This window comes from Brevundimonas sp., from assembly GCF_046295775.1.
In the GTDB taxonomy this organism is placed as follows: Bacteria; Pseudomonadota; Alphaproteobacteria; order Caulobacterales; family Caulobacteraceae; genus Brevundimonas.
Window position 1 is genome coordinate 190,493 of sequence record NZ_JBKBML010000001.1, and the last position, 22,369, is coordinate 212,861.

The following is a 22,369-nucleotide window of genomic DNA, read 5'->3' on the forward strand; positions in this document are numbered from 1 at the left end:
GTCCATGCCCCTGACCGCTCTCCGAACCCGCCCTCAAGCCGCATGCGAAAGGGCGAAGACCTGTCCTGAAACGGCGGGCCGCCGCGCGCGCGCGCGGACCAGATCACGTCAAGGCTTCACCCTAGTCGAGATGATGGTCGTCATCGTCATCATCGGTCTTCTGGCCACGGTCGTGGTGATCAACGTCCTGCCTACCCAGGACCGCGCCATGGTCGGCAAGGCCCGGGCCGACATCGCCACCCTGGAGCAGGCGATCGAGACCTATCGTCTGGACAACCTGAACTTTCCGACCGACGCGCAGGGTCTTGAGGCCCTGACGCGCGCGCCCGCCGACCTCGGCCAGCCGGACCGCTATCGCCAGGGCGGCTACGTGAGGCGTCTGCCGGCCGACCCCTGGGGCAATCCCTATCAGTACCGCCGCCGCAGCGCGCACGGCGGGGCCTTCGACGTCTATTCCTTCGGCGCCGACGGCCGAGAGGGAGGCGAGGGCGATGACGCCGACATCGGCAACTGGCAGGCGTGACCGGACGTCACGCCAGGGCTTCACCCTGGTCGAGCTGATGATGACCCTGCTGATCGTCGGTCTGGCCGCAGGCGCCGTCGTGCTGACCGCGCCCGACGCGCGGCCCAGCGTCACCTCTGAAGCCGAGACGTTCGCGGCCCGCCTGACCCGAGCGCGCGAAGAGGCTGTGCTGACCAACCGCCCCGTTGCGGTGGCGGTCGATGCAGCCGGCTACGGCTTCTCCGCCTTCGACGTCGAGTCGGGCTGGACACCGCTGGCGCAAGGGCCTTTCAGGCGCGCGGAGTGGGCCGAAGGGGTCGAGGCCACCTTGGCGCCGGCCAATGGGCGCTTTGTTTTTGACCCGGTCGGCGCGGCCGAAGTGGCCCGTCTGGTGCTGAGCCGCGACGGGGTCCAACGCACCGTGGCTGTGGACGCCGCTGGCGAGGTGTCGGTCTATGACTGACCGGGGGGGCTTCAGCCTGCTGGAGATGCTGGTCGCCCTGGCGGTGTTCTCGCTGGCGGCGCTGGCGCTGCTGCACCTGACGGGCGAGGCGACGCGCTCGGCCGTGCGGGTGGAAGAGCGCACCCTGGCCGGCGTCGTGGCGGACAACCGCGCCATCGAAGCCGTCATCGCGCCCACACCCCCGGTCGGTCTCAGCGACGGGGTGGATCAGCTGGCCGGCCGAGACTGGGCCTGGCGCAGAGAGGTCGTGGCCACCGAAGACCCGGCCATTCTGCGCATCTCGGTTCAGGCGCGCGTCGACGGACGGTTGGCCGGCGAGCGCGTAATGTTCCGACGGAGCCCGGCGTGAGCAGGCGCGCGGGGTTCTCGCTGGTCGAGGTGCTGGTCGCCCTGGCTGTCTTCGCCCTGATCGCGAGCGCAGGCGCCGCGGTCCTGGCGGTCAGCCTGAACACTCGCGACAGCGTGCGCCAGGCCGGCGAGGGCGTGGCCGAACTGCAGCGCCTGCGCGCCATGCTGCGCGCCGACATCGGCCAGGCGACCGAGCGGCGCACCCGCGGGGCCAACGGACGACCCTCGGCCCAGCCCATGATGACCGGCCAGGGGCCGGGGGAGGCGCTGCTGGTGCTGACCCGCGCCGGCTGGACCAATCCGGGAAAAGACCCGCGCCCGTCGCTGCAAAGGGTCGAGTATCGGCTGGTGGAAGACCGGCTGGAGCGCCGCTTCACCGACCATCTGGACGGCGCCCGGCCAGGCCCGCCGCAGGTGCTGGCGCGCGGAGTCCGCGCTGCCGAGGTCAGCTTCATGGTCGACGGCCAGGCCGCGCCCGCCTACGCCGCCTCGACGGACCGCGCCCTGCCCGACGCGGTGCGTATCCGCCTGACGCTGGATGGTCTGGGCGCGATAGAGCAGTTGTTCCTGACGGGGGCGGAGGCATGAGGCAGGGACGGGCAGAGCGCGAGGGCATGGCCCTGCTGACCGTGCTGCTGCTGACGGCGGCCATGGCGGCGGTGGCTGTGGTGATTCTGGATGACGTGCGGTTTTCGGTGCGCCGCGCGGTGAACGCCGAGAGCGGCGCCCAGGCCCAGGCGCTGGCCGCGGGCGCCGAACGTCTGGCGGCGAGCCGCATCGCGGCGTTGCGGGACCCGGCGGCCAGACCCGCTCCCGAGGCCTGGCGAGGCCAGACCCTGACGCTGCCCATCGACGGCGGGGCGGTGGCGGCCACGCTGGACGACGGCCAGGCCTGCTTCAATCTGAACAGCGTGGTCCAGGGCGTGGGCGAGGATCTGTCGGTCCGCGAGCTGGGGCTGGCGCAGTTTCTGGCCCTCGGCCGTGCGCTGGGCGTCGAGACCGGCCGCATGGCGGCGGCGGGCGACGCTCTGGTCGACTGGCTGGACGCGGATACGCAGGCGCGCCCGCTGGGCGCGGAGGACGCCGCCTATGGCGGGGCCTATCGCACCGGCGGCGTGATGCTGGCCGAGGTCAGCGAGCTGCGCGCGATCAAGGGCTTTGCGCCCGACCTCTATGACCGCCTGCGTCCTTGGGTATGCGCCCTGCCCACGACCGCCTTGTCGCCCCTCAATCCCGACACCCTGAGGCCGGAAGAGGCGCCGCTGCTGACCATGCTGACCCTGGGCGGCTTGCCGGCGCCGGCCGCGCGGCAGGTGCTGGTCGCGCGCCCGGCAGGAGGCTGGGGCCAGGCCGAGGTCTTCTGGAGCCAGCCGCCGCTGACGACCCTTCCGATCTCCGACGAAGCCCGCGCCCAGCCCGCGTTCGACCCGCGCTGGTTCCGCCTGAGGATCGAGGTCGAACAGGGCGGCGCGCGCGCCGTCCGCACCGCCGTTCTGCACGCCGCGCCCGATGGCGCCGTGCGCACCGTCATCCGCCGCTGGACGCTGGAAGAATGAAGCCGACACGCCTGATCCTGATCCCCGAACGGGCGACCGATCCCGCGCCCTATCGCCTGTTCGACAGCGCCGGCGCCCTGCTGGAGCGCGGAGAGATCACGCTCGAGACGGCCCGGCCGCGGCCGGAAGTTCGCGACGTGGCCCTGGTTCCGGGGTCGGACGTGCTGGTCCGATGGGTCGAGCCAGCGCAGGGCAACGCCGCCCAAAGGCGCGCGGCGGCCTTGTGGGCGCTGCGCGACGAGCTTGCGGCCCCGGCGGACCGCCTCGTGGCGGCTCTGGGGCCGATGCAGGAAGACGGGCAGCTGATTGCGGTCGCCGCCGCCTCCCTCGTGGAGGCGTGGGGCGACTATTTCGAGGCCCTGCACCTCGAGCCGGTCGCGGTCGTGCCGAACAGTCTCGTCCTGCCTCGGCCCGACGAGCCTCAGGCGGTTCTGACCGCCTCTGCGGCGGGCGGCGTGGTCGCACGCGGCCGCGCGCTGGCGGCGGTGGTCCAGCCCGATCTGGTCGAAACCGTCACGCCGGGGCTGGCGTACACGCCAGCGGACGACCTCTTCGAGGCGACCTTATCAGGCCTCGCCCTGAACCCGCCCCTGAACCTGGGAGGCCAGGCCAAACAGGCCGGAGAGCCATTGAAGCGCTGGTCGCTGGCCGCCGGTCTGGCTGCGGCTCTGGTCCTGAGTCCGATGATCGTGGACCTCACCCAGGCTCTGGCCTTCAAATCGAGGACGGCGGAGGCGCGGCGCGAAGTCCGATCAACCGCAGCCCTGATCTGGGCCGACGTCGGGCAGGCGAGCGACGCGGAGCTGTCTCGCCGGATCGGGGCCGCCCGCGCGCCTGGCGATCTCGCCGCCGGGGCCGCCGCCCTGTCCGCCGCGATCGAGCGCGTGCCGGGCGCCGAGCTGGATGCATTCGGCGCCGAACCGGGCGAGGGGCTGAACGCCGTCGTCACCTATCCCGCGTTTCAGGATCTCGATCAGCTGAAGTCCGAACTGGCCACGGCGGGCTTCGTTGCGGACGACCTGTCCACGGTGGAAGACGAGGGGCGTATCGTGAGTGATCTGCGGCTGGAGCGTCAGCCATGACCGCCTGGGCCTGGTTCTCGGCAAGGACCGCGCGCGAACGCGCCCTCATCGCCGGCGCGGCCGTGCTGGCCCTGTGTCTGGGGCTGTGGTTCGCAAGCGGGGCCGCGCGACAGGCGCGGCACGGTGCAGAGGCGGGTTGGCTGGCGGCGGAAGAGACGCTTGAGGCGGCTCAGCGGCTTAAGGCGCGAGGCGGGAGTGGTCGAATTGGGCAGGCGCTGCGCGACGAGGCGGAACAGTCCGGCCTCGGCGTGGAAATTGCTGAATCTGGCGATCAGATCGATTTGACGGTCGCGGCCGCCCGCACAACCGCACTGCTTCCGTACCTGGCGCAACTCGATACCGACGGGTTGGGGCCGGCCGCCTTTACAATCGTGGAGAACGCGGACGCCACCTTGCAGATGTCGGCGACCTTGCCCGAGCCAGCGAACAGAACGCCTTAAGCCTCTGCCCCTAGCTTGGCGTTGCAATCCTCCCAAAGCTCGGCGGACACGATGGCTTCGACCTGAATGTGTGCGAACGCCTCGGACCTGATGCTGTGATGGCGTGTGTGGTCTACGGCGCTTTTGAAGTTCCCCCGAAACAGGCCTTTTGCCACCGGATCTTCAAGAAGGGCGCGAACATGGCGCTCGGTGAACCTCTGTCCGCGGCGCAGTCGAAGGCCTCGAGAATTGAGGGTTGAGGCGACCGTTCTGCGGTTAGGCGTTGCGGCGTAAAGCTCGAACAGCAGTCGTCTGATCGGGGCCTCACGACTGTTTATCACGAGGCGGCCTTCCAGCCACTGGTAGCCGAAGGGTGCTGTGTTGCGTACGGCCAGCCCCTTCTGACGAACGTGAAATCCCGCAGGGACCTCAGCTGCGCCGCTGCGGTGATGCGCCCATTTCGCCATCGATTGAGCGAATGCGTACAGGACCTCACCGCCGGGATCGGCCGTATCGACGCCTTCCGCCGCCAGCAGCAACCGCAATCCGGCTGCGCGGAACTCGGCAAGCATTCGGGTCAAGTCACCGGGGTCGGCGGCCAGGGTTGAAAGGCTCGGCGAAACGACGGCTTCAATCTGACCTGAAGCGGCGTCTTCAAGCAAACGATCGATCCAGAACCGGCGCAGGCGGTCACCAGCGCCGCGCTCCAGTCTATAGTCACGACCGATGACCAGGCCTCGGCCTTCGGCGAAGCCTTCCGCCACAGACCGATCCGCCTCCGGATTCCGACTGAAGCCCTCGTTGATCCAAATCGCCGCCACGCGGGGCCGCGAGGCTGATCCTGTCGAAACGTCGGTTCCCATCGGCCTGTGTGCACAAGAGCGTCAAGCGACGCAGTTCCGGCGAGCCTATGACATTGACGAGACGGAACGATTACCAAGATGGCAATCAGATATGACGAAACGGGCGCCGCTTCGCCTTGTCCGCGAAGCCATCTCGCTCTCAGTCGGGCAGCATGGCGTAAAGCCTGGGTCTGCGTCTGGGCCGCGCGGCAGGTCGTATTCCAGCCCTGAAGCGGCAGGACCGAAGGTCTGCTATCGGGCGGGAGGTCAAGGTCTGCTTTCGGCGCTGAGCGGTCGTCACGGCGCAGGGGCGCCGAATTCGAACCGTTCGACCCTGGCCCAGGGCCCTCCGAGATAACGCCAAAGCAGCAGGCCTTCGGCACGGATGGAGAAGGGCTCGAACTCCACCTGCAGCTGCTGAAGCAACTGGCGGGCCTCGTCCGGCCCGACCTTGTTCTGAACCGTGATGTGAGGCCGCAGGGGCGCCTGATCCTGACGCGTGAGCCAGGGTGAGAAGGCGTCCGCCAGATCGCGGCGCAGCTGTTCGAGGTCTGCGGAGGCGAGCCTGTAAGCGACGCCGCGACCCAGGGACCACGGCCCCCGGACATCCATCTCGATGGGCGCGACGCCCCGGCACGCCGCCTTCAGCGTCTGCACAACAGCGTCCTCGTGTTCGCCCGGCAGCGCGTGAAAGAGGGTCAGATGCGCGGGGACCTGGTTGCGATGACGGGGGAAGTGCGCCTGGCGGAGATCCTCGAACCAGGCCCACGCCTCCCCGTCGAGGGCCGCCGTTACGATCAGGGGGGCCTGTTCAGCCATCGCCCAGTCCGCCTGTCGGATCGGGGCGCCGCGCCAGACGTCCGCCGCCACGCGGTGCGGGGCGGCGCGGCGATGCGCCGGACGCGCTCCCACGGCCGTCAGCGCGCGCGAAGACACCACAGGTCATGGCCATGCCGGTCATCTGGCGGACCGTGGACGACCGTGCAGGTCCGAGCTCCTGACGCACAGGGGCGGGGACGTGCAGGGCGGCGATAGGGTTAGGACGTGCAGGCTCGGGATTGTGGACACCTTCACGTCCTATCAGATCCGCTTCATTCGGCCTCTGGGCCGCGCGGGCGTGTTTGCGGTTCGGCAGGCGACGGCCGGTCGCAGGCTGGGCGGCGCACGCCGGACCAGGGAAGGCCGGGGAGGGGTCGCGGTCCGCATGTGCTGGTCAGACGGGCCCCTGGCCCGGCGCCCCATCCAGCCAGGGACCGACCAGGGCGCGCACGTCCACCCGCGCCCTCAGTCGTGCAGCCAGCAGGGCGGTGCCGCTGATCTTGCGCTGGGCGAACAGGACGCCGGCGGGCGGCAGATGCCAGGCGGCCGGGTCCGACGCGATCTCCATTCCCTGGTCCCGAAGGGCGGCGACGAAGGCCCGCTCGCCGAAGTCGAACGGACCCGGCCGGTTCAGTTCGCCGAGGATGACGTCGATCATGCGGTCCAGCCCGTGCGGGTGCCTCGCCACGACGGCGGGCCCGATGAATCCGGCCGCCAGAGCCGCGTCGCGGACAGTGTTGCGCTCGCCACCGATGGCCGCGCGCAGAAGGTCGCGATAGCCGTCCGCCGTCGCGGCGTCGACCGGCCGGGCCGCGCCAAAGTCCAGAAGCACGATCCTGCCGGTCGCGGGCTGGACGCGGTAGTTGGCGAAGTTGGGGTCGGTCTGCATCACGCCGAAGGCGAAAAGCTCGCGCAGCACCAGGGTCATCAAGGTCAGCATGATCGCATCGCGCCGGTCCTGCGGCGCGGTTTCGAGCGACTCGATCGGCTCACCCTCCAGATACGTCATGGCCAGCACGCGCGCCGTGCTCAGGTCCGGGTCCAGCACCGGCACGATCACCTCAGGGGTGTCTGACAGCAGGCGGCCGAACAGGGTCATCTGCCGACCTTCGCGGACGTAGTCGGTCTCTTCGGCCAGCTGACGCTTGGCTTCGGACAGCAGCGGGGCGATCTCCAGGCCGCGGGGCAGGGCGCCCGACATCCTGAGCAGGGTGGCGACATTGTCCACGTCGGCGTCGATGCTCTCCGCCACGCCGGGATACTGGACCTTGATCGCCAGCTCCCGTCCGTCGCGTGTGACCGCCCGGTGAACCTGGCCGATGGAGGCAGCGGCGATGGGCTTCAGGTCAAACCGCGCGAACCTCGACCTCCAGTCCGCGCCCCACTCCTGCGCGAGAACCCTCTGGAGCTGGGCCGGCGGCATGTGATGCGCATCGTCGCGCAGCCGGGACAGGATCCGGGTCAGTTCGGCGGGCAGAAGGTCGCCGGCGTCCATCGAGATGATCTGGCCCAGCTTCATGGCTGCGCCGCGCAGATGAGACAGGCGGTCGGCGATCTTGCCGACATTACGGGGCGTCAGCAGCATGTCCCGCAGATGGGGGCGCTCGCCGTCGGCCAGCCGGCGAACGCCCTCGGCCATCATTCCGCCGGCGACAGATCCCGCCAGGCGGCCGAACTGGCCCAGCCGTGTCAGCCGCCCGTGCGGAACGCTTCGGCCCCGGGCCGTGTGCTTGCCCGTCGTCATCGTCACCAACCCTGTGTGCCGGGGCCGCCCTTGAAGGGACCGGCCAGCCGCGACGTGATCCAGCCGCCATAGAAGCCGCCCGCCTGGGGCCTAACCGTTTCGCCATCGACGGCGCAGAGGTCGAACGGCGCGGCGTAGAAGGCGACGTGGTCTCGCAGCAGGGCAAAGCCCGGGGCGGGCTTGGGATAGCTCCAGCCCGCCCGAGGCAGGACGGCGTCGCCGATCGCGACATCCCAGTAAAGGGCGTCGCCCTTCCATTCGCAGAATGAGCCGCCGCCTGCCGGCCGCAGGCAGTCCGGCGCTATGTCCTCGGGGGGGATGTAATAGGTGGGCGGATGGCTGGTTTCGAGCGTGCGGACGGCCCTTCGGGTGTCCGCGACAACCAGCCCGCGATGGCGAATGAGCAGATGGGCGGACGTCGCCTCGGCCACGGCCGGGCGCGGGAAGGCCCAGACGCTTTCCTGGCCGGTCTGGGGAGCGTCAGGCTGCGGTCTCATCGATATCCCCCTCGCGCCGCGAGCCGTTGCAGCCCGGGCCGGATGCGCAGGAAGATGCGGTAGGCCGCCTCCAGCCCGGCAAGCACAAGCGGCGACCTCGCCGCCAGGCCTAGGGGGCGGAGCAGGGGGATTGCGCGCCACATCGCGGCGAAGGCGGCGGCGCCCGACAGCAGCCGACCGTCCTCGCTGGCGTGAAACCGGGCGAGAAGGGCGCTGCGGTCGACAGGGCAGGACGCCGTCGCGGTTGCGCTCAGGTCGACGAAGTCGATGGACCGGCGCCGGTCCAGCCGGCGCATCAGCGCGATCTCGCGCCTGCACAGCGGGCAGCCTCCATCGAACCAGACGATCAGAGTGGTCATGCTTTTGATATGGGGCGCGCCGCGCCGTTTTCATCCGGCCGCGGCGACAGGCCCCGGGCTCTGCGGCGAAGGGTCAAGCCATCTTCAGCCGAGGAGTGCGGCTTTTGGGTCGAGGCGAGCGACAAAAGCTCGACTGAGAGCGGGGTTGGACGTCTCATGGCTTGAGATTCGAACGCGTCGATCGCACGGACGGGTGAAACTGCGTCGTTCGTCCGAGATGTTCAACTCAGGAGGTCCAGGCCCGTGAACCCTCAAGACCCGCCGCCCGTACCGACCTTCGCCCGGCTCTTGGGCTACGCCGGGCTGCTTCCACAGGTCGGCGTGGTCGCCTGCCTCATCCTGGGCGGGCCGGACATCAGGTTCACCGCCCAGACCGTCGGCTTGGCCTATGCGGCCCTGATCTTCAGCTTTCTGGGCGGGGTGTGGTGGGGCTTGTCGGCAGCCGCCCGGCGGACGGTTCCACGCGGGATCTGGGCTGTTGCGGTCCTGCCGTCGCTGATCGCGCTCGCCACTGCCCTGCCGTGGGCGGCCGGCCTTGCGTGGCGCGGGCCGTCCCTCGTGGTTCTGGGCGTTTTCGTCATGTCGAGCGCGATCGTGGATTTGAGGCTTCGGTCGCTGGACATGACCCCGCCAGGGTGGCTGGCTCTCCGCCTGCCGCTCTCGGTCGGGTTAGGCGCCCTGACGCTCTTGGCCGGCCTGGTCTAAGCGAAGGCGCCGAGGGTTCACACACGCCATCTCGTCGCTCGCGCGCCGCGTCGGCGAAGTCCTGGCCAGTCAGCTCAGTGACAATCCTTCCACGCGCGCCGGGCTCGTCGCGAGGCGCGCCCGGCACATCCGCCGAGGCGTCGAAGGCCGGCGCACGCGCGGTGAGACGTTCGCCGCCGGGCGCGAACGGGCGCACCGCGTCGGCCGGCCCCGCGCGTGAGGAGATGGGACCATCTCCAAGTGTCGGCGGATGCGCGGGGCGTAGCCCTTTGCCAGCGTCAGCCGATGCGAAGGCCGCGCCTGTTCATCGTCATGCAGATGTTGGGGCTCGCCTTGCCGAATGGTCGGGCGCCCTGGTTTTTTGAGCGTGCCCGCGACGTCTGCATGGTCGCAGCCGGTCAGGATGACCGGAAATGCGAGGACGTCCTGATCGCCCCCCGGAGAATGATCAGCGCAGCAACATCCAGGCGCTGAAGCCAAGCTGCAGCAGCGTCAGCCCGACGACGCCGGCGATCAGCAGGTGCTCTTTCGTGCGCTGGCGCATGGGTCGATCCTGGCCCCGCGCGCGGGGGCAAGGCAACAGGCGCCGCTCACCCCGGCGATGGAGCGACGCCGCGTGCGGAGCGTTGGACCGAACGGTCGGGCGGCGCCCGCTCAACGGTCGAGGTTGGGGCGGGGGCACTCACACGGCCGTCCGGAAAGAAGGAGGGGCCCGTGCGCATCGCGACCTACAATGTGAACGGGGTGCGCGGCCGTCTGGACGTCCTCCTGCGATGGCTGGAGATGCGCCGTCCCGACGTGGTCTGCCTGCAGGAGCTCAAGGCGCCCCAGGACGCCTTTCCCCAGGCGGCGATCGAGGCCGCCGGTTACGGGGCGCTGTGGAGCGGGCAGCCGCGCTGGAACGGGGTCGCCATCCTGTGTCGCGGCGCCGCGCCCGTGCTGACCCGCCGCCGGCTGCCCGGTGACCCGACGGACGACCAGGCCCGTTACGTGGAGGCCGCCTGCAAGGGTGTTCTGGTCGGCTGTCTCTACGCGCCCAACGGCAATCCCTCGCCGGGCCCCAAGCTGGCCTACAAGCTCGCCTGGCTGGACCGATTCGAGGGCCATGCCCGAAGCCTCCTGGACACCGGCGCGCCCGTGATCCTGGCGGGCGACTACAACATCATCCCCGACGATCTCGACGTCTGGGCGCCGGACCGCTGGCGGGACGACGCCCTGTTCAGGACCGAGGTCCGGGCCGTCTTCGGGCGGCTGGCGGACCAGGGCTGGACCGACGCCCTCAGGTCGCTCCATCCCGATGCGCCGCTCTACACCTTCTGGGACTACAAGCGGCGTCGCTTCGACCGGGACGAAGGCCTGCGCATCGACCACCTTCTGTTGAGCCGGGACGTCGGCCGGCGGCTCCGGGGAGGCGGGGTCGACCGTCAGGTGCGGGGCTGGGACAGGTCCAGCGATCACGCCCCGGTCTGGCTGGAGCTCGACCGCAGAGGGTCGGCGGACGCACCCTAGCGGTTGAGTGTCGGGCGGGCGGCTTCCGCTCCGGATCCAGGGGAATCAGCGCCTGCGCCGCAGGTTCCACACCAGGCCCGACAGCGCCGTCAGGAGGACGGCGAGGGCGGTGATGTGCTCCGGCGTGACAGCCATGATCGGTTTCCTGTTCAAAAAATAGGACTATAGTCCTACCCTGCGTCAGGGTCGGTCGTGGCTCTATGGCGCCGCGTCGTCAGGGCCGTTGCGCGCGGCTCAGCGCGCCGCGGATCGGTCGGGCGGGCGCCGCCGCCCGCAGCGGTCTGAGACGTCGGGGGGCCAAGAGGCGGTCTCCGGTGAACGGCCCTCCTGGCGCCTTATGGGCCGCCATTGGGGTGTGTTCAGCCGCTCGTTGATCTGACGATAGGCCCGTTCGCGGCGCTGCTGGAAAGTCGCCATGACCCGGCGGATGCGGGCAATGATCAGAGCGGACAGCGCGAGCGCCACCAGGCTGACCGGAAGGCTTTCGCCACGCGCAGAAATCCATGCCGCGCACGGGCGTCCCCTTCGTTCGGCGCCGGGAGGGCGCGATTGTCGCAAAGCGCGGGGCGACAAGCGGCGCCATTCGATTCGCCTGTATAAAGGGCGATGGCCCCAAGGCCGCCTTCGTCCGGCGTCCGTCCAAGCACCGGGTCTGGAACGCCTTGGGCGCCGGCACGGCAATCATCCGTGCCCGGACATTCAAAAAGCCGTCTGATCCGGCGCGAATGCGGCCCAGACAAGCGGCGCCAGGCGGCGCATGTCCGGATGGTGATCGGCGCCCTGGAGGGGGACGACCCGCGCCCGGCCGCCGGACGCCGACCTGAGCGCGTCGGCTGAAGCGAACGGGACTACGGGGTCCGCGGCGCCATGGAACAGGATGACCGGCGCGCTTATCCGCACGATGGCGGCGGTGTTGTCGAAGCGGTCGGGCATGAAGGCTCTGACGCCCCAGGGCGCCAGATCGCCGATCCGCGCGAAGGTCCCCAGGGTGGCCACGCCGTCGACCGGCTGCCGGGCGGCGGCGCTCAGGGCGACCGCCCCGCCCAGGGAATGGCCGAACACGAAGAGCCGGCCGCCGGGCGGGAGGCGTCGGCGGGCCTCCGCCAGAAAGGCGTCGGCGTCGGCGGCGAGCCCCTGTTCGGTGGGGCGGCCGGGGTTGCCGGAATAGCCGCGATAGCTGGTCATCAGCAGGCCGCGGCCGTCGCCGGCCAGAGGCGAGGCGTAGTCGCCGTCGTCGTTCAGATTGCCGCCATTGCCGTGAAAATAGACCAGGATGTCGCGGTGGTCGCCCTGCGGCGACCAGAACAGGCCGTTCAGGGTCAGCCCGTCGGCGGTCGTGACCTGCAGCGTCTCCGGGGTGCGGACCCACACAGGAGGCTGCGCCAGAGGCGAGGGTTGGAAAACCTGGTCGCGAATGACATCGGCGCAGCCGCCCAGCAGGGCGGCGGCGGCGACGGCGGCGATCAGCGGCTTGCGGTTCATCGGCGGCCTTCCCCTCGGTCCGGGGGTGACGATAGGGCTTTGCACCGGCGCGCGTCAGGGCCAAACCCGCCCCGGCTCTCGTCGGCTCCAATCGGTGCTAGCCGCCGCCTCCAGTCCGACCAGCGTGAGCAGGACCAAGGCCGCCAAGACCAGGACGCACGGATTTGCGCGCCGTCAGGCGGAAGGGAGGCCGGCATCCGCCAACCGGGACGGCCTGTCTCGGGGCGCGGAGGCGAACGGCGGGAGGTCCGACATGAGGGCGCCATGGAGGTCCGCGACCGCGGCCTGCATGGAGGCGGCGGCGGAGGGGGTCTGCGGGTCGAACGCCAGCCGGACAGGCAGGTCGAGCTGCTCGAGGGCCGAGCGGATGCGGCGCGCGCTGGTCTCCAGCGAAGCGAGGTCCGTGGGCGAGGCGGTCAGCCGCTCCAGGGCGCCGGGAAGATCGACCGGCCCGCGGCGCGGGACGCCGGCCTGGATCAGCAGGATGTCGGCCAAGACGGTCTCGGGAGCGTCCTCGGCGGCGGCTTCGCCATAGGCCAGCATCAGCCGGGCGACGCCGTCGGCGCGTTCCACGGCGTCCCCGAGGGTGAGGCAGGCCAGGGCGTCGTCGAGCGGCTGGGTGGCGACGATCGCGCCACGCACTGCGAACAGCAGGCTGCGGACCTCGTCGACATGGGAGCCAAGGGGGGCCGGGCCGCCGCCAGGCCCGTGGACGGCCGCCTGCAGATGGGCGGTGTTCAGCGCCTCCCAGACCTCGTCGGTCACCAGGGCTCGGCATTCTCGGGCGTTGGACCGCGCCAGGGCCATGCAGGCCCGGACCGATGCGCGATTGACCGGCGACATGAGCAGATGGTCCGCCATATCCGGTGGCGCTGACCGGGCGAGGGGCTGGTCGTCTTTCAACGGACAGGCCGCCTTCAGGGAGGCGGCCTGGATCCGGGCCTGCGCGGCCGGATCGGCGGCCTGGGCCGCCGCCGCCAGGCCGCCCAGCACCCTGAGGCCGAAGTCCGCCCGTTCCAGGTGACGCCCGAGCCAGATCAGCTCCCAGGCCTGGCGGGGGGTGATCATCCGGCGAGCACCCAGGTGTCCTTGCCGCCGCCGCCCTGGCTGGAGTTCACCACCAGGGACCCCGGCTTGAGCGCGACCCGGGTCAGGCCGCCGGGGGTGACGCTCGCCCCGTCGGGGCCCAGGACCACGAAGGGCCGAAGATCGACGTGCCGGGCCGCCCGGACATCGCCGTCGGCGGTCGGGGCGGTGGACAGCGCAAGGGTGGGCTGGGCGATGTAATTCTGCGGGGCCGCCATCAGTCGGGCGCGGAAGCTTTCGATTTCGGCGCGGGTGGCCGCCGGGCCGATCAGCATGCCGTAGCCGCCGGAGCCGTCGACCGCCTTGACCACCAGGGTGTCCAGACGGTCCAGGACCGCCTTGAGATGATCGGGCTCGCGGCAACGCCAGGTCGGCACGTTCTCGAGCCTCGGCGTCTCGCCGAGGTAGAAGCGGATCAGGTCCGGCACATAGGTGTTGACGGCCTTGTCGTCCGCGATCCCTGTGCCGGGGGCGTTGGCCAGGGTGACGCGGCCGGCAGCGTAGGCCCGCATCAGACCAGGCACGCCGAGCGCGGAGTCCGGGCGGAAGACTTCCGGGTCCAGGAAGTCGTCGTCGATGCGCCGGTAGATGACGTCGACGCGGACGGGCCCGCGCAGGGTCTGCATCCAGACCGCGTCGTCCTCCACGAAGAGATCGGCGCCCGTCACCAGGGGCGCGCCCATCCGCCCGGCCAGGAAGAGATGTTCGTAGTATGCGGAGTTCAGGGCCCCCGGGGTCAGCACCACGACGAGGGGATCGTCCCCGGCCGAGGCCGGCGCGCAGGCCCGCAGCGCCGCATGCAGGCGGGCCGGATAGTCATCGACCGGCCGTACGGACGAGGCCGCCAGAAGCTCCGGGCAGAGCCGGGCGGTCATCTCGCGGTTCTTGAGCATGTAGGACACGCCGCTCGGGGTGCGGACGTTGTCCTCCAGCACCTGGAAGCCGCCTTCACCCGTCCTTACCAGGTCGATCCCGCTCACGTGGGTGAAGACGCCGGCCGGCGGCTGCAGACCGATCATTTCGGGGCGGAAGGCGGGATTGGACAGGATCAGGTCCGGGGGCACCACTCCGGCTCCCAAGCAGGCCTGTTGGCCGTAGACGTCGGCCAGGAAGGCGTTGAGGGCGCGCACCCTTTGGCTCGCGCCGGCCTCGACGGCCTCCCACTCCTCGGCCGCAATGACGCGCGGGATGAGGTCCATGGGAATGATCCGTTCCTCGGCGGCGGCCTCGCCATAGACGGCGAAGGTCACCCCCTGGCGTCGGAAGAGGGCTTCCGCCGCTGCGGTGCGTTCGCCGAGATCGCCTGGCGCCAGCCCTTCGAGCCAGTCCGCCACCGGCGTCCAGGGCGGGCGGACGCCCAGGCCGAAGCCGTTCATCTCGTCGAAGGCGGGCGGGGGCGCGGGCGCCGGAGCCGCCTCGGAGGGCGCAAAGCTGCGTGGCTCGGCCGGCCGAAGGCCCCCCGATGCGGCCGGGCCGGCGTCATTCGCGGGCGGAACGATTTGGAGATTGCGCGGATCCGCCGCCAGCGGCCCCATCACAGTATGTCCGCGATCAGGCCGAGGGACCGGGCTTCCTCGGCCTCGATGTACCAGTTGTCCGGTGCGCGTCGGAGCACCTCCTCATAGCTCACCGATGAACCGGACACGAGATTGGCGAAGCCCTCGTTCTGTATGATGATCGACTGCTCCAGCTCGTTGAGCACTGCGCGTACAGACGCCAGGCAGCTGGTGAGCGGGCCGGAGATCTGCAGCGACTTCATCATGATCCGTTCGTGGATCATGAGCCGGGCGCCGCGCGTGACGAAACGGTTTTCGCGAGCGAAGAAGCTCATGAGGGTCGCGCCGGCCGAATAGACGGCCGCCTTGCCAAGAAAGACGATGCGCCGCTCCGGATAGAGTTCGCTTTGGAAACGGACGTCCTCGCCCATCATTCGGGCCACCTCGGGGTCGCCGCCGAGCGTCGAGAGCTCCATCACCATGACGCCCTGGAGCTTGGCGCGGGCGAGTTGGGCGCGGAAATTGTTGTACATGGCGTGATCGACCGAGCCGTGGAGCACGATGTCGGGCGAGGCGAAGGCCTGGCGGTTCGCCTTGATGAGGGAGTCGGTCTGCTGGGTGGTCATCGGTCTCGATCCGGAGAAACCGGAAAATACGTTCGGCGCCAATAGGTTCCGTGGCGGCGGCGAATGTGCTGAGGCGTGAATGGCGCTTGTGAGCCAGCGCTGACCGCATGCGAAACGCGCAAGCGTCGGCGCTTCGACTAAAAGGAGCGTCTGGATATCGACCACCTTCTGTTGGGTCCTGACCCCGGCTGGCGGCTCTGGAGAGGCCGGGGCGCGGGCCGGCGGCTGGGACAGGCCAGCGCGCGCAGGCGGTGCGGGCCGGTGGCCGGACCGGCAGGCGGACGGGCTTGATTGCGGGGCTTGCCGGAGCGGCTGGCGAAGGCGTGATCGATGCAGCCTGGGCCGGAACTGACAGAGCAGGCGCCGCCCATGCTCTGGGTCCTACTCGGCGACGACATGCGCCGCCGGGGGGGGCTCGGCCCGGCGTCGGTTCTCGGACCGGCAGCGGTGGTCCGCCGGCTCGGCGGACCGGACGCCCGCCTCACCCGGATCGCTGGGGGCCGGGTCAGGCGGGCTGTACGGTTATGCTCTGCCGGATCAGCGTGCACGGACCGCGGGTGGTCAGGAAGGCGATGTCGGCGGCGTCCCGGCCGCAGGCGATCCGCACCAGGCCCTCCACGGGCGCCAGGCCGGTGGGATCGACCAGCCACCAGCCGCCGTCGAGCCAGACCTCGAAGACGGCGTGGAAGTCCGGGGGCTCGAGTTCGTGGGCGTAGGCGCTGACGGCGCGGGCGGGAATGCCGGAGGCGCGGCACAGGGTGATGCCGAGGTGGGTGAAGTCCCGGCAGACGCCCGCCCGGTCGATCAGGGTGCGGGCCGCGGTCGTGTCGGTGTCGGACACCCCGTGCTCATAGTCGATGTTGGCGCCGATCCAGTCGAGGACGGCCTGGACCCGGGCCCCGCCGACCGTGTCGCCGAACTCGCGCGATGCGAACCGGCCGAACTGATCGGAGGGGCAGTAGCGGCTGGGCGAGAGATACGGCAGCACCTCGGCGGGAAGGTCGCCCCAGTCCGCCTGGGACAGCTCGGGGCGGAGGGGCTGGAGCCGGCCGTTGTCGACGACCGCCTCATAGGTCAGGGTCACTTCTCCCGAAAGGTGGCAGCGCAGGGTCCGCGCGCCGAACTCGGGGTCGAGATCCTCGTGGCAGGCGAGCGGCGGATCGAGGGTCAGGGTCTCGCTGACGATGTCCTGGCCCGGCCAGCGCGCCGCCTGGATCTTGTAGATGGCGTCCGTCGGGGGGACGAAGCCGTAGGCCAGAACGGCCCGCACACGCAGTTTCATGGAGGGGTCCGTCAGTGTCGCCGGCCGCTCAACGCCCGCCGGCGCCCCCTGTTCCGGCGGCGGCCGGCGGGGCGTCCTCCAGCCACGGCGGATTGGGCATGGCCCGATGGGCGGCGGCCAGGGCTTCTGACCAGCGACGGCCGAGATCCCGGAAGTAGGGATCGTCGGCCTCCAGCCGCCGCGCCTCGCCGGCCAGGGCGTCGCGGGGGATGAGGATGAGGTCCAGCGGCGGACCGACGGCGATGTTGGAGCGGATGGTCGAGTCGAAGGAGATCAGCCCGAGCTTGACCGCTTCCGACAGCGGGGTGTCCGCCCTCAGGGCGCGGTCCAGGATCGGCTTGCCGTATTTCAGCTCGCCGATCTGCAGATAGGGCGTGTCTCGCCCGCAGGCGATGAAATTGCCCTGGCCGTAGATCAGGTAGAGCCCTGGGGCGCCGCCGGCGATCTGTCCGCCCAGGAGGATGGAGGCGTTGACGTTCAGCCCGTCGGCGGTCGGCGTCGGCGGGGTGTTGATCGTGGCCCGCACCGTCGCCAGCGCGTGACCCAGGATCTGGGCCGCGCGGAACAGGGTGGGGGCGGTCTCCAGCGTTTCCGGCGCGTCGGAATCCGACAGGACGATCCCCTCGCGCACCCGCGCCAGGGCGGTCTGGGTGACCGACAGGCTGCCCGCCGTGCAGACCGCCAGGACCCGCTCGCCCGGGACAGACCAGGTGTGAAGCTTGCGATAGGACGAGATGTTGTCCACGCCCGCATTGGTGCGGGTGTCGGCGATCATCGCCAGGCCCTCGTCCACCAGCATGCCGACGCAATAGGTCATGGCGGTCTTCGCTCCCCGGATGCGAAGGCCCCACGCTAGCAGATTCGCGGGCGGGCGGAGCGGGGCGGGCGGGAGGAGCCCGCACGGCGTGAGGCCCGGAGCGACGACCTACTGTTGTGACGCCGCCTGGACCGGGCGGACGTTGAGTACGACGGACAGCTGCTCGGAGCCTCCGCCGTAGCTGGACCCGCGGATCGGCGCGGCGCCGAGCGCGTCCAGACCGACCGCCACCCGGACATGGTGTTCGGAGGGGCAGACGCCGTTTGCGGGGTCGAAGCCGACCCAGCCCAGGTCCTCGACATAGGCCTCGGCCCAGGCGTGGGCCGCCTCCTGGGCATGACGGCCGTCGGACCGGTTCAGGTGGCCCGAAACGTAGCGGGCGGGCACGCCGAGGCGGCGGGCGCAGGCGATGAAGATCTGGGCGTGGTCCTGGCAGACGCCGCGCCCCAGGGCGAAGGCCTCCGCCGCGGAATGGTCGGCGGTGGTGGCGCCGATCTCGAAGGCCACATCCCGGCGGACGGCGCCCATCAGGGCGTGGAGCCGCTCGAGCGTGGGGCCGGGCCGGACCGAGCGGGCGTAGTCGGCCAGGGCCGCGTCCGCCCGGGTCAGCGGGGTGTCGCGCAGGAAGACCAGGGGGGACAGGCGCTCGACCTGGCCGCTCAGCACGCCGCCGGTGTCGCTGGTGGAGACGTCGCCGGTCACCCGCAGGGTCAGGGCGTCGGTCGGACGCTCGGTGTAGAGGGTGTGGACGATGTTGCCGAAGGCGTCCTCGGACCGGCGCAGGCTCGCGTCGACATCGGTCTCGATGCGCCAGTCCCCGACCTGCTGGCCGTCATGGCCGCTAGGCGTCAGCCGCAGCACCTGGATGATGTGGCGGGCGGCCCGGGCGTAGCTGTAGCGGGTGGCGTGGTCGATCCGGATCCGCATGGTCAGGCCAGGTACTGGTCGGAGATGGCGGCGCCCAGGGCGTTGTTCTCCTTGAGGAAGGCCTGGATGTATTCGTGCAGGCCGGACTGGAAGATGTCCTCGATTCGCGCTGCGTTGAAGCGGGCCAGGTGGGCTGAGGCCAGCCGCTGGGCCGGACCGCGTCGGCCGTAGTCCGTCGCCAGCCGCTCCAGATAGCTGACGATCATCCCCTGGCAGCTGGCCAGGGAGCGGGGCATCTGACGGTTCAGGACCAGCAGGTCCGCCACCAGCCAGGGGCGGACGGAGCCGCGGTAGACCCAGCGGTAGGCGGTGAGGGCGGACACCTCCCTGAGCAGGGTGGTCCACTGGAAATAGTCCAGCTGGCCGCCGACCCGCTCGCCGGGCGGCAGCAGCAGGTGATATTTGACGTCGAGCAGGCGCGCGGTGTTGTCGGCCCGCTCCAGCGCCATGCCCAGGCGCAGGAACCAGTAGGCGTCGTTGCGCAGCATGGTGCGGGACGCCGCGCCCTCGACGGCGAGGGCCGTCGCCTTGACGAAATCCAGATAGCCGACGAAGTCGTCGCGGCGGGTCGGCTGGCCGAGCTCGTTCAGCCCGTTGAAGGCGCCGTTGATCGCCTCCCACAGCTCGATGGTCAGGGCGGTGCGCACCGACCGGGCGTTGGTGCGCGCCCGGGTGAGGCAGGCTTTGATCGAGGTCGGATTGTCGGCGGCGAAGGCCAGGAATTCGCGCACCGACTTCTCGGAGACGGTCCGGCCCCCCGCATCGAACGCCCCCTTCATGCCGGACGAGGCCAGGGCGCCGGCCCAGGCCGGCTGGGCGGCGTCGTCGCGGGTCGGCAGGGCCGCGAGCCGCACCGCCGCCTCCAGGATGCGGGCGAGGAAGTCCGCCCGCTCCATGTAGCGGCCGGTCCAGTACAGGCTGTCCGCGGTTCTCGAGAGCATCAGTCGTCCAGGACCCAGGTGTCTTTGGTGCCGCCGCCCTGGCTCGAATTGACCACCAGCGAACCGGCCGTCAGGGCCACCCGGGTCAGGCCGCCCGGGATCACCTCGACCGCGCCGGGGCGGCTCAGGACGAAGGGGCGCAGGTCGACGTGGCGGGCGGCGAGCGCTCCGCCCGCCAGGGTCGGCGCGGTCGACAGGTTGAGCGTCGGCTGGGCGATGAAGGCGCCCGGATCGGCGATCAGCCGGGCGCGGAAGGCCTCGAGCTCCGCCCGGGTCGCCGCCGGGCCCACCAGCATGCCGTAGCCGCCCGAGCCGCCGACCTCCTTGACCACCAGCTGGTCGAGACGGTCCAGCACGGCCTTGAGGTGGTCCGGCTCGCGGCAGCGCCAGGTCGGCACATTGGCCAGCAGGGGCTCTTCGCCGGTGAAGAAGCGGATGATCTCCGGCATATAGGTGTAGACCGCCTTGTCGTCGGCGACGCCGGTCCCGACCGCATTGGCCAGGGTGACGCGTCCGGCCTGGTAGGCGGCCATCAGTCCGGGCACGCCGACCGTCGAGTCCGGCCGGAAGGTCAGGGGGTCGAGATAGTCGTCGTCGATGCGGCGGTAGATGACGTCGACCCGCCGGGCCCCCTCCGTCGTCCGCATGAAGACGGTGTCGTCCTTGACGAACAGGTCGCGGCCCTCGACCAGCTCCACCCCAAGCTTGTCGGCCAGAAAGCTGTGTTCGTAATAGGCGGAGTTGAAGGGGCCGGGGGTCAGGACGACCAGGGTCGGATCGTCGCCGGAGCCGGGCGGGGCGGAGGCCTGCAGGGCGCCGAGGAGGCTGTCGGTGTAGTCGTCGACGGGCCGCACCCGATGATCGGCGAACAGGTCCGGAAAGAGCCGCATCATCATCTCGCGGTTCTCGAGCATGTAGGAGACGCCGCTGGGAGTGCGCGCATTGTCCTCGAGGACATAGAAGCCGTCCTCGCCGGTCCGCACCAGATCGACCCCGGCGACATGGCACCACACCCCGCCGGGCGGCCGGCGGCCCTGCATCTCGGGGCGGTACTGGGGGTTGGTGAGGATCAGCTCGGCCGGCACGACGCCGGCCCGCAGACAGTCCTGAGGACCGTAGATGTCGTGGAGGAAGGCGTTCAGGGCGCCCACCCGCTGCTTCAGCCCGGCCTCGAGGCGCGCCCATTCCGCCGCATTGATGATGCGCGGCACCACGTCGAAGGGAATGAGCCGCTCGTTGGAGTCCGCGTCTCCATAGACGGCGAAGGTGACCCCCATCCGGCGGAAGAAGAGCTCGGCCTGCCGGGAGCGCGCCTGCAGCAGGTCCGGCGGCGCCTGCTTCAGCCATTCGGACAGGGCGTGGTAGCCGTCCCGAACTGGCCCGGATCCGTCGCCTGCCATTTCGTCGAACGCCTGGGTCATGGGCCCTCGCTGCGGTCAGCACCGCAGACTGAGCCCAGCGACAGGCGGGGTGCAACCGGTTTGTTGCGGTGCGGCATTCGATCTGGCCGACGAAATCGTGAGGCAACTCAGCACAGGCCCTTGCATTGGGGTTCCATGACCGTTCTGGGATACCTTGTCGCCGCCACGCACCGCCTGATCCTTGTCCTGTCAGGGCGCGAGCGGATGTTATAGCTGAGAAGAGAGCTTCTCGAGATGGCGAAGGCGAGACTGAAGGTCTTTTCGTGGTCGGACGGCTTCCATGCCTTCACCGTGGCGGCGTCCTCGCGCCCCAAGGCGCTCGCTGCCTGGGGCATGAGCCGGGACATCTTCAAGGACGGCTTGGCCCGTGAGATCCAGAGCGGATCGGACTACGACGCGGCGATGGCTGCCCCGGGAGAGGTCATCCAGCGCGGCGAGGCGATCGACAAGGGGAAACTCGGCAAGCGTCCAAAGACCCGGAAGGCGGCGGCGCCGTCAGCCGCCGACAGGAAGCGGAAAGCGCTTGAGGCCCAGGTCGAGGCGCTGGACGAAAAGTGGAAGGCCGCTCAGGCGGACCTCGACGCGCGCGAGGCCGCTTTGGCTGACGAACGCGATGAGGCGGCCAGTGTCCATCGCAAATCGCGCGAAGCGCTCATGCAGAAGATCCGCGGGCTGCGCTGAAAGCTGCTGGACTCCACAAACCCCGGTCGTCGTGAGAGCGTCCGCCGATGTGCAATCTCTATCGCCAGCGCAGCGGCCCGCAGGCCATCCTGGATCTGGCCAACGCCATGCGGTCGGACGTGGGCAATCTGGCCCCGGGCGAGGTCTATCCCGACTACGCCGCGCCGATCGTGCGCTGGGAGGGCGGCGAGCGTGTCCTGACCTCGGCGCGCTGGGGCCTGCCGTCGTCGAAAAAGGCGCTGTTCGACGCCGCAACGAAGCGGGCGGACAAGCTGCGCGCCAGAGGCAAGGACGTCGACTTTCCGAAACTGCTCGAAATGGAGCCCGACAGCGGCACGACCAATGTGCGCAACACAGCCTCGGCGCACTGGCGGCCGTGGCTGGCCCCGGAGCACCGATGCCTGGTCCCGTTCACAGCCTTCAGCGAGCCGGGCCGGGACGCCGAGGGCCGCTATCGTCCGGTCTGGTTTCGGATGGATGGCGACGACCCGGATCCCCTGGCCTTTTTCGCCGGTGTCCAGGTGCGCGGGTGGTCCTGCGTCCGCAAGATCAGGACCGGCATGGAGACGTGCGACCTCTTCGCCTTTCTGACCACCGAACCCAGCGAGCCGGTGAAGTCGGTGCACCCCAAGGCCATGCCGGTGATCCTGACGACGGCTGAAGAGCGCGAAGCCTGGATGCGGGCGCCGTGGGAGGAGGCGAAGGGGCTGCAGCGGGCCCTGCCGGACGGCGCCTTGGCGATCTGCTGAGCGACTCGGCTTAAAC

The 22,369-nt window shown here is 70.3% G+C and carries 25 protein-coding genes; 11 read left to right on the forward strand and 14 right to left on the reverse strand.

Features of this window, described 5'->3' with window-relative positions; translation table 11 throughout:
• Positions 1-4: 4 nt before the first annotated feature.
• Genes gspG through gspM form a run of 7 tightly spaced genes read left to right on the forward strand, consistent with a single transcriptional unit; the run spans position 5 to position 4,391 of the window.
• Positions 5-523, forward strand: a complete 519-nt coding sequence (gene gspG / locus ACK4I0_RS01015; protein WP_409607099.1) for a type II secretion system major pseudopilin GspG — start codon at positions 5-7, stop codon at positions 521-523.
• Complete coding sequence (locus ACK4I0_RS01020; protein ID WP_409607101.1) at positions 492-965, forward strand: GspH/FimT family pseudopilin; 474 nt, start codon at positions 492-494, stop codon at positions 963-965. Before gspG ends, ACK4I0_RS01020 begins: the two co-directional genes overlap by 32 nt.
• Positions 958-1,314: a type II secretion system minor pseudopilin GspI gene (gene gspI / locus ACK4I0_RS01025; RefSeq protein ID WP_409607103.1), complete on the forward strand. Its 357-nt coding sequence runs from the start codon at positions 958-960 to the stop codon at positions 1,312-1,314. Before ACK4I0_RS01020 ends, gspI begins: the two co-directional genes overlap by 8 nt.
• A complete protein-coding gene (gene gspJ, locus ACK4I0_RS01030) occupies positions 1,311-1,901 on the forward strand; it encodes a type II secretion system minor pseudopilin GspJ (protein WP_409607105.1) in 591 nt (196 codons plus the stop codon). The genes gspI and gspJ overlap by 4 nt, the downstream gene beginning before the upstream one ends.
• A gap of 26 nt (positions 1,902-1,927) precedes the next feature.
• Entirely contained in the window at positions 1,928-2,869 is a 942-nt protein-coding gene (gene gspK / locus ACK4I0_RS01035; protein ID WP_409607107.1) for a type II secretion system minor pseudopilin GspK, read from the forward strand.
• The gene (gene gspL / locus ACK4I0_RS01040) at positions 2,866-3,951 is read left to right on the forward strand and encodes a type II secretion system protein GspL (RefSeq protein WP_409607109.1); all 1,086 of its coding nucleotides are present in this window, start codon (positions 2,866-2,868) and stop codon (positions 3,949-3,951) included. Before gspK ends, gspL begins: the two co-directional genes overlap by 4 nt.
• Positions 3,948-4,391 carry a type II secretion system protein GspM gene (gene gspM, locus ACK4I0_RS01045; protein WP_409607111.1) on the forward strand — a complete coding sequence of 148 codons (444 nt, stop codon included), beginning with the start codon at positions 3,948-3,950 and terminating at the stop codon, positions 4,389-4,391. Before gspL ends, gspM begins: the two co-directional genes overlap by 4 nt.
• Here the strand turns inward: gspM and ACK4I0_RS01050 are convergent.
• From ACK4I0_RS01050 to ACK4I0_RS01070, 5 genes are all read right to left on the reverse strand, one after another.
• Positions 4,388-5,134 carry a recombinase family protein gene (locus ACK4I0_RS01050; RefSeq protein WP_409607113.1) on the reverse strand — a complete coding sequence of 249 codons (747 nt, stop codon included), beginning with the start codon at positions 5,132-5,134 and terminating at the stop codon, positions 4,388-4,390. The two genes, gspM and ACK4I0_RS01050, sit on opposite strands and share 4 nt — an antisense overlap.
• 375 nt (positions 5,135-5,509) lie before the next feature.
• A complete protein-coding gene (locus tag ACK4I0_RS01055; protein WP_409607115.1) occupies positions 5,510-6,148 on the reverse strand; it encodes a 2'-5' RNA ligase family protein in 639 nt (212 codons plus the stop codon).
• A 277-nt stretch (positions 6,149-6,425) separates the two neighbouring features.
• Positions 6,426-7,775, reverse strand: coding sequence for an ABC1 kinase family protein (locus ACK4I0_RS01060; protein WP_409607117.1), 1,350 nt, complete (start codon positions 7,773-7,775; stop codon positions 6,426-6,428).
• A gap of 2 nt (positions 7,776-7,777) precedes the next feature.
• On the reverse strand, positions 7,778-8,272 hold the full coding sequence (locus ACK4I0_RS01065; RefSeq protein ID WP_409607119.1) for a DUF427 domain-containing protein: 495 nt from the start codon (positions 8,270-8,272) through the stop codon (positions 7,778-7,780).
• Positions 8,269-8,631, reverse strand: a complete 363-nt coding sequence (locus tag ACK4I0_RS01070; RefSeq protein ID WP_409607121.1) for a thiol-disulfide oxidoreductase DCC family protein — start codon at positions 8,629-8,631, stop codon at positions 8,269-8,271. The genes ACK4I0_RS01065 and ACK4I0_RS01070 overlap by 4 nt, the downstream gene beginning before the upstream one ends.
• A 243-nt stretch (positions 8,632-8,874) precedes the next feature.
• Here ACK4I0_RS01070 and ACK4I0_RS01075 point away from each other — a divergent pair, with 243 nt between their 5' ends.
• Both ACK4I0_RS01075 and xth read left to right on the forward strand, forming a co-directional pair.
• The gene (locus tag ACK4I0_RS01075) at positions 8,875-9,336 is read left to right on the forward strand and encodes a DUF3429 domain-containing protein (RefSeq protein ID WP_409607123.1); all 462 of its coding nucleotides are present in this window, start codon (positions 8,875-8,877) and stop codon (positions 9,334-9,336) included.
• Between the two features lie 714 nt (positions 9,337-10,050).
• Positions 10,051-10,845, forward strand: coding sequence for an exodeoxyribonuclease III (gene xth, locus ACK4I0_RS01080; protein ID WP_409607125.1), 795 nt, complete (start codon positions 10,051-10,053; stop codon positions 10,843-10,845).
• Positions 10,846-11,544: 699 nt separating this feature from the next.
• Here xth and ACK4I0_RS01085 read toward each other — a convergent pair.
• The 9 genes from ACK4I0_RS01085 to ACK4I0_RS01125 all read right to left on the reverse strand — a co-directional run bounded on the left by ACK4I0_RS01085 (position 11,545) and on the right by ACK4I0_RS01125 (position 20,923).
• On the reverse strand, positions 11,545-12,327 hold the full coding sequence (locus ACK4I0_RS01085) for an alpha/beta hydrolase (protein ID WP_409607127.1): 783 nt from the start codon (positions 12,325-12,327) through the stop codon (positions 11,545-11,547).
• A 174-nt stretch (positions 12,328-12,501) separates the two neighbouring features.
• The gene (locus ACK4I0_RS01090; RefSeq protein WP_409607129.1) at positions 12,502-13,395 is read right to left on the reverse strand and encodes an alpha-E domain-containing protein; all 894 of its coding nucleotides are present in this window, start codon (positions 13,393-13,395) and stop codon (positions 12,502-12,504) included.
• Complete coding sequence (locus tag ACK4I0_RS01095; RefSeq protein WP_409607313.1) at positions 13,392-14,789, reverse strand: circularly permuted type 2 ATP-grasp protein; 1,398 nt, start codon at positions 14,787-14,789, stop codon at positions 13,392-13,394. The genes ACK4I0_RS01090 and ACK4I0_RS01095 overlap by 4 nt, the downstream gene beginning before the upstream one ends.
• Positions 14,790-14,947: 158 nt before the next feature.
• The gene (locus ACK4I0_RS01100; RefSeq protein WP_409607131.1) at positions 14,948-15,700 is read right to left on the reverse strand and encodes a ClpP family protease; all 753 of its coding nucleotides are present in this window, start codon (positions 15,698-15,700) and stop codon (positions 14,948-14,950) included.
• A gap of 340 nt (positions 15,701-16,040) precedes the next feature.
• Complete coding sequence (locus ACK4I0_RS01105) at positions 16,041-16,817, reverse strand: transglutaminase-like domain-containing protein (protein WP_409607133.1); 777 nt, start codon at positions 16,815-16,817, stop codon at positions 16,041-16,043.
• 28 nt (positions 16,818-16,845) lie between these two features.
• Positions 16,846-17,634 carry a peptidase gene (locus tag ACK4I0_RS01110; protein ID WP_409607135.1) on the reverse strand — a complete coding sequence of 263 codons (789 nt, stop codon included), beginning with the start codon at positions 17,632-17,634 and terminating at the stop codon, positions 16,846-16,848.
• A 108-nt stretch (positions 17,635-17,742) separates the two neighbouring features.
• Entirely contained in the window at positions 17,743-18,561 is an 819-nt protein-coding gene (locus ACK4I0_RS01115) for a transglutaminase domain-containing protein (protein WP_409607137.1), read from the reverse strand.
• A gap of 2 nt (positions 18,562-18,563) precedes the next feature.
• On the reverse strand, positions 18,564-19,502 hold the full coding sequence (locus tag ACK4I0_RS01120) for an alpha-E domain-containing protein (RefSeq protein ID WP_409607139.1): 939 nt from the start codon (positions 19,500-19,502) through the stop codon (positions 18,564-18,566).
• Entirely contained in the window at positions 19,502-20,923 is a 1,422-nt protein-coding gene (locus tag ACK4I0_RS01125) for a circularly permuted type 2 ATP-grasp protein (protein WP_409607141.1), read from the reverse strand. Before ACK4I0_RS01125 ends, ACK4I0_RS01120 begins: the two co-directional genes overlap by 1 nt.
• A gap of 234 nt (positions 20,924-21,157) precedes the next feature.
• Here ACK4I0_RS01125 and ACK4I0_RS01130 point away from each other — a divergent pair, with 234 nt between their 5' ends.
• Complete coding sequence (locus ACK4I0_RS01130) at positions 21,158-21,604, forward strand: hypothetical protein (RefSeq protein ID WP_409607143.1); 447 nt, start codon at positions 21,158-21,160, stop codon at positions 21,602-21,604.
• Between the two features lie 47 nt (positions 21,605-21,651).
• Positions 21,652-22,353: an SOS response-associated peptidase family protein gene (locus tag ACK4I0_RS01135; RefSeq protein ID WP_409607145.1), complete on the forward strand. Its 702-nt coding sequence runs from the start codon at positions 21,652-21,654 to the stop codon at positions 22,351-22,353.
• Positions 22,354-22,369 lie beyond the last annotated feature (16 nt).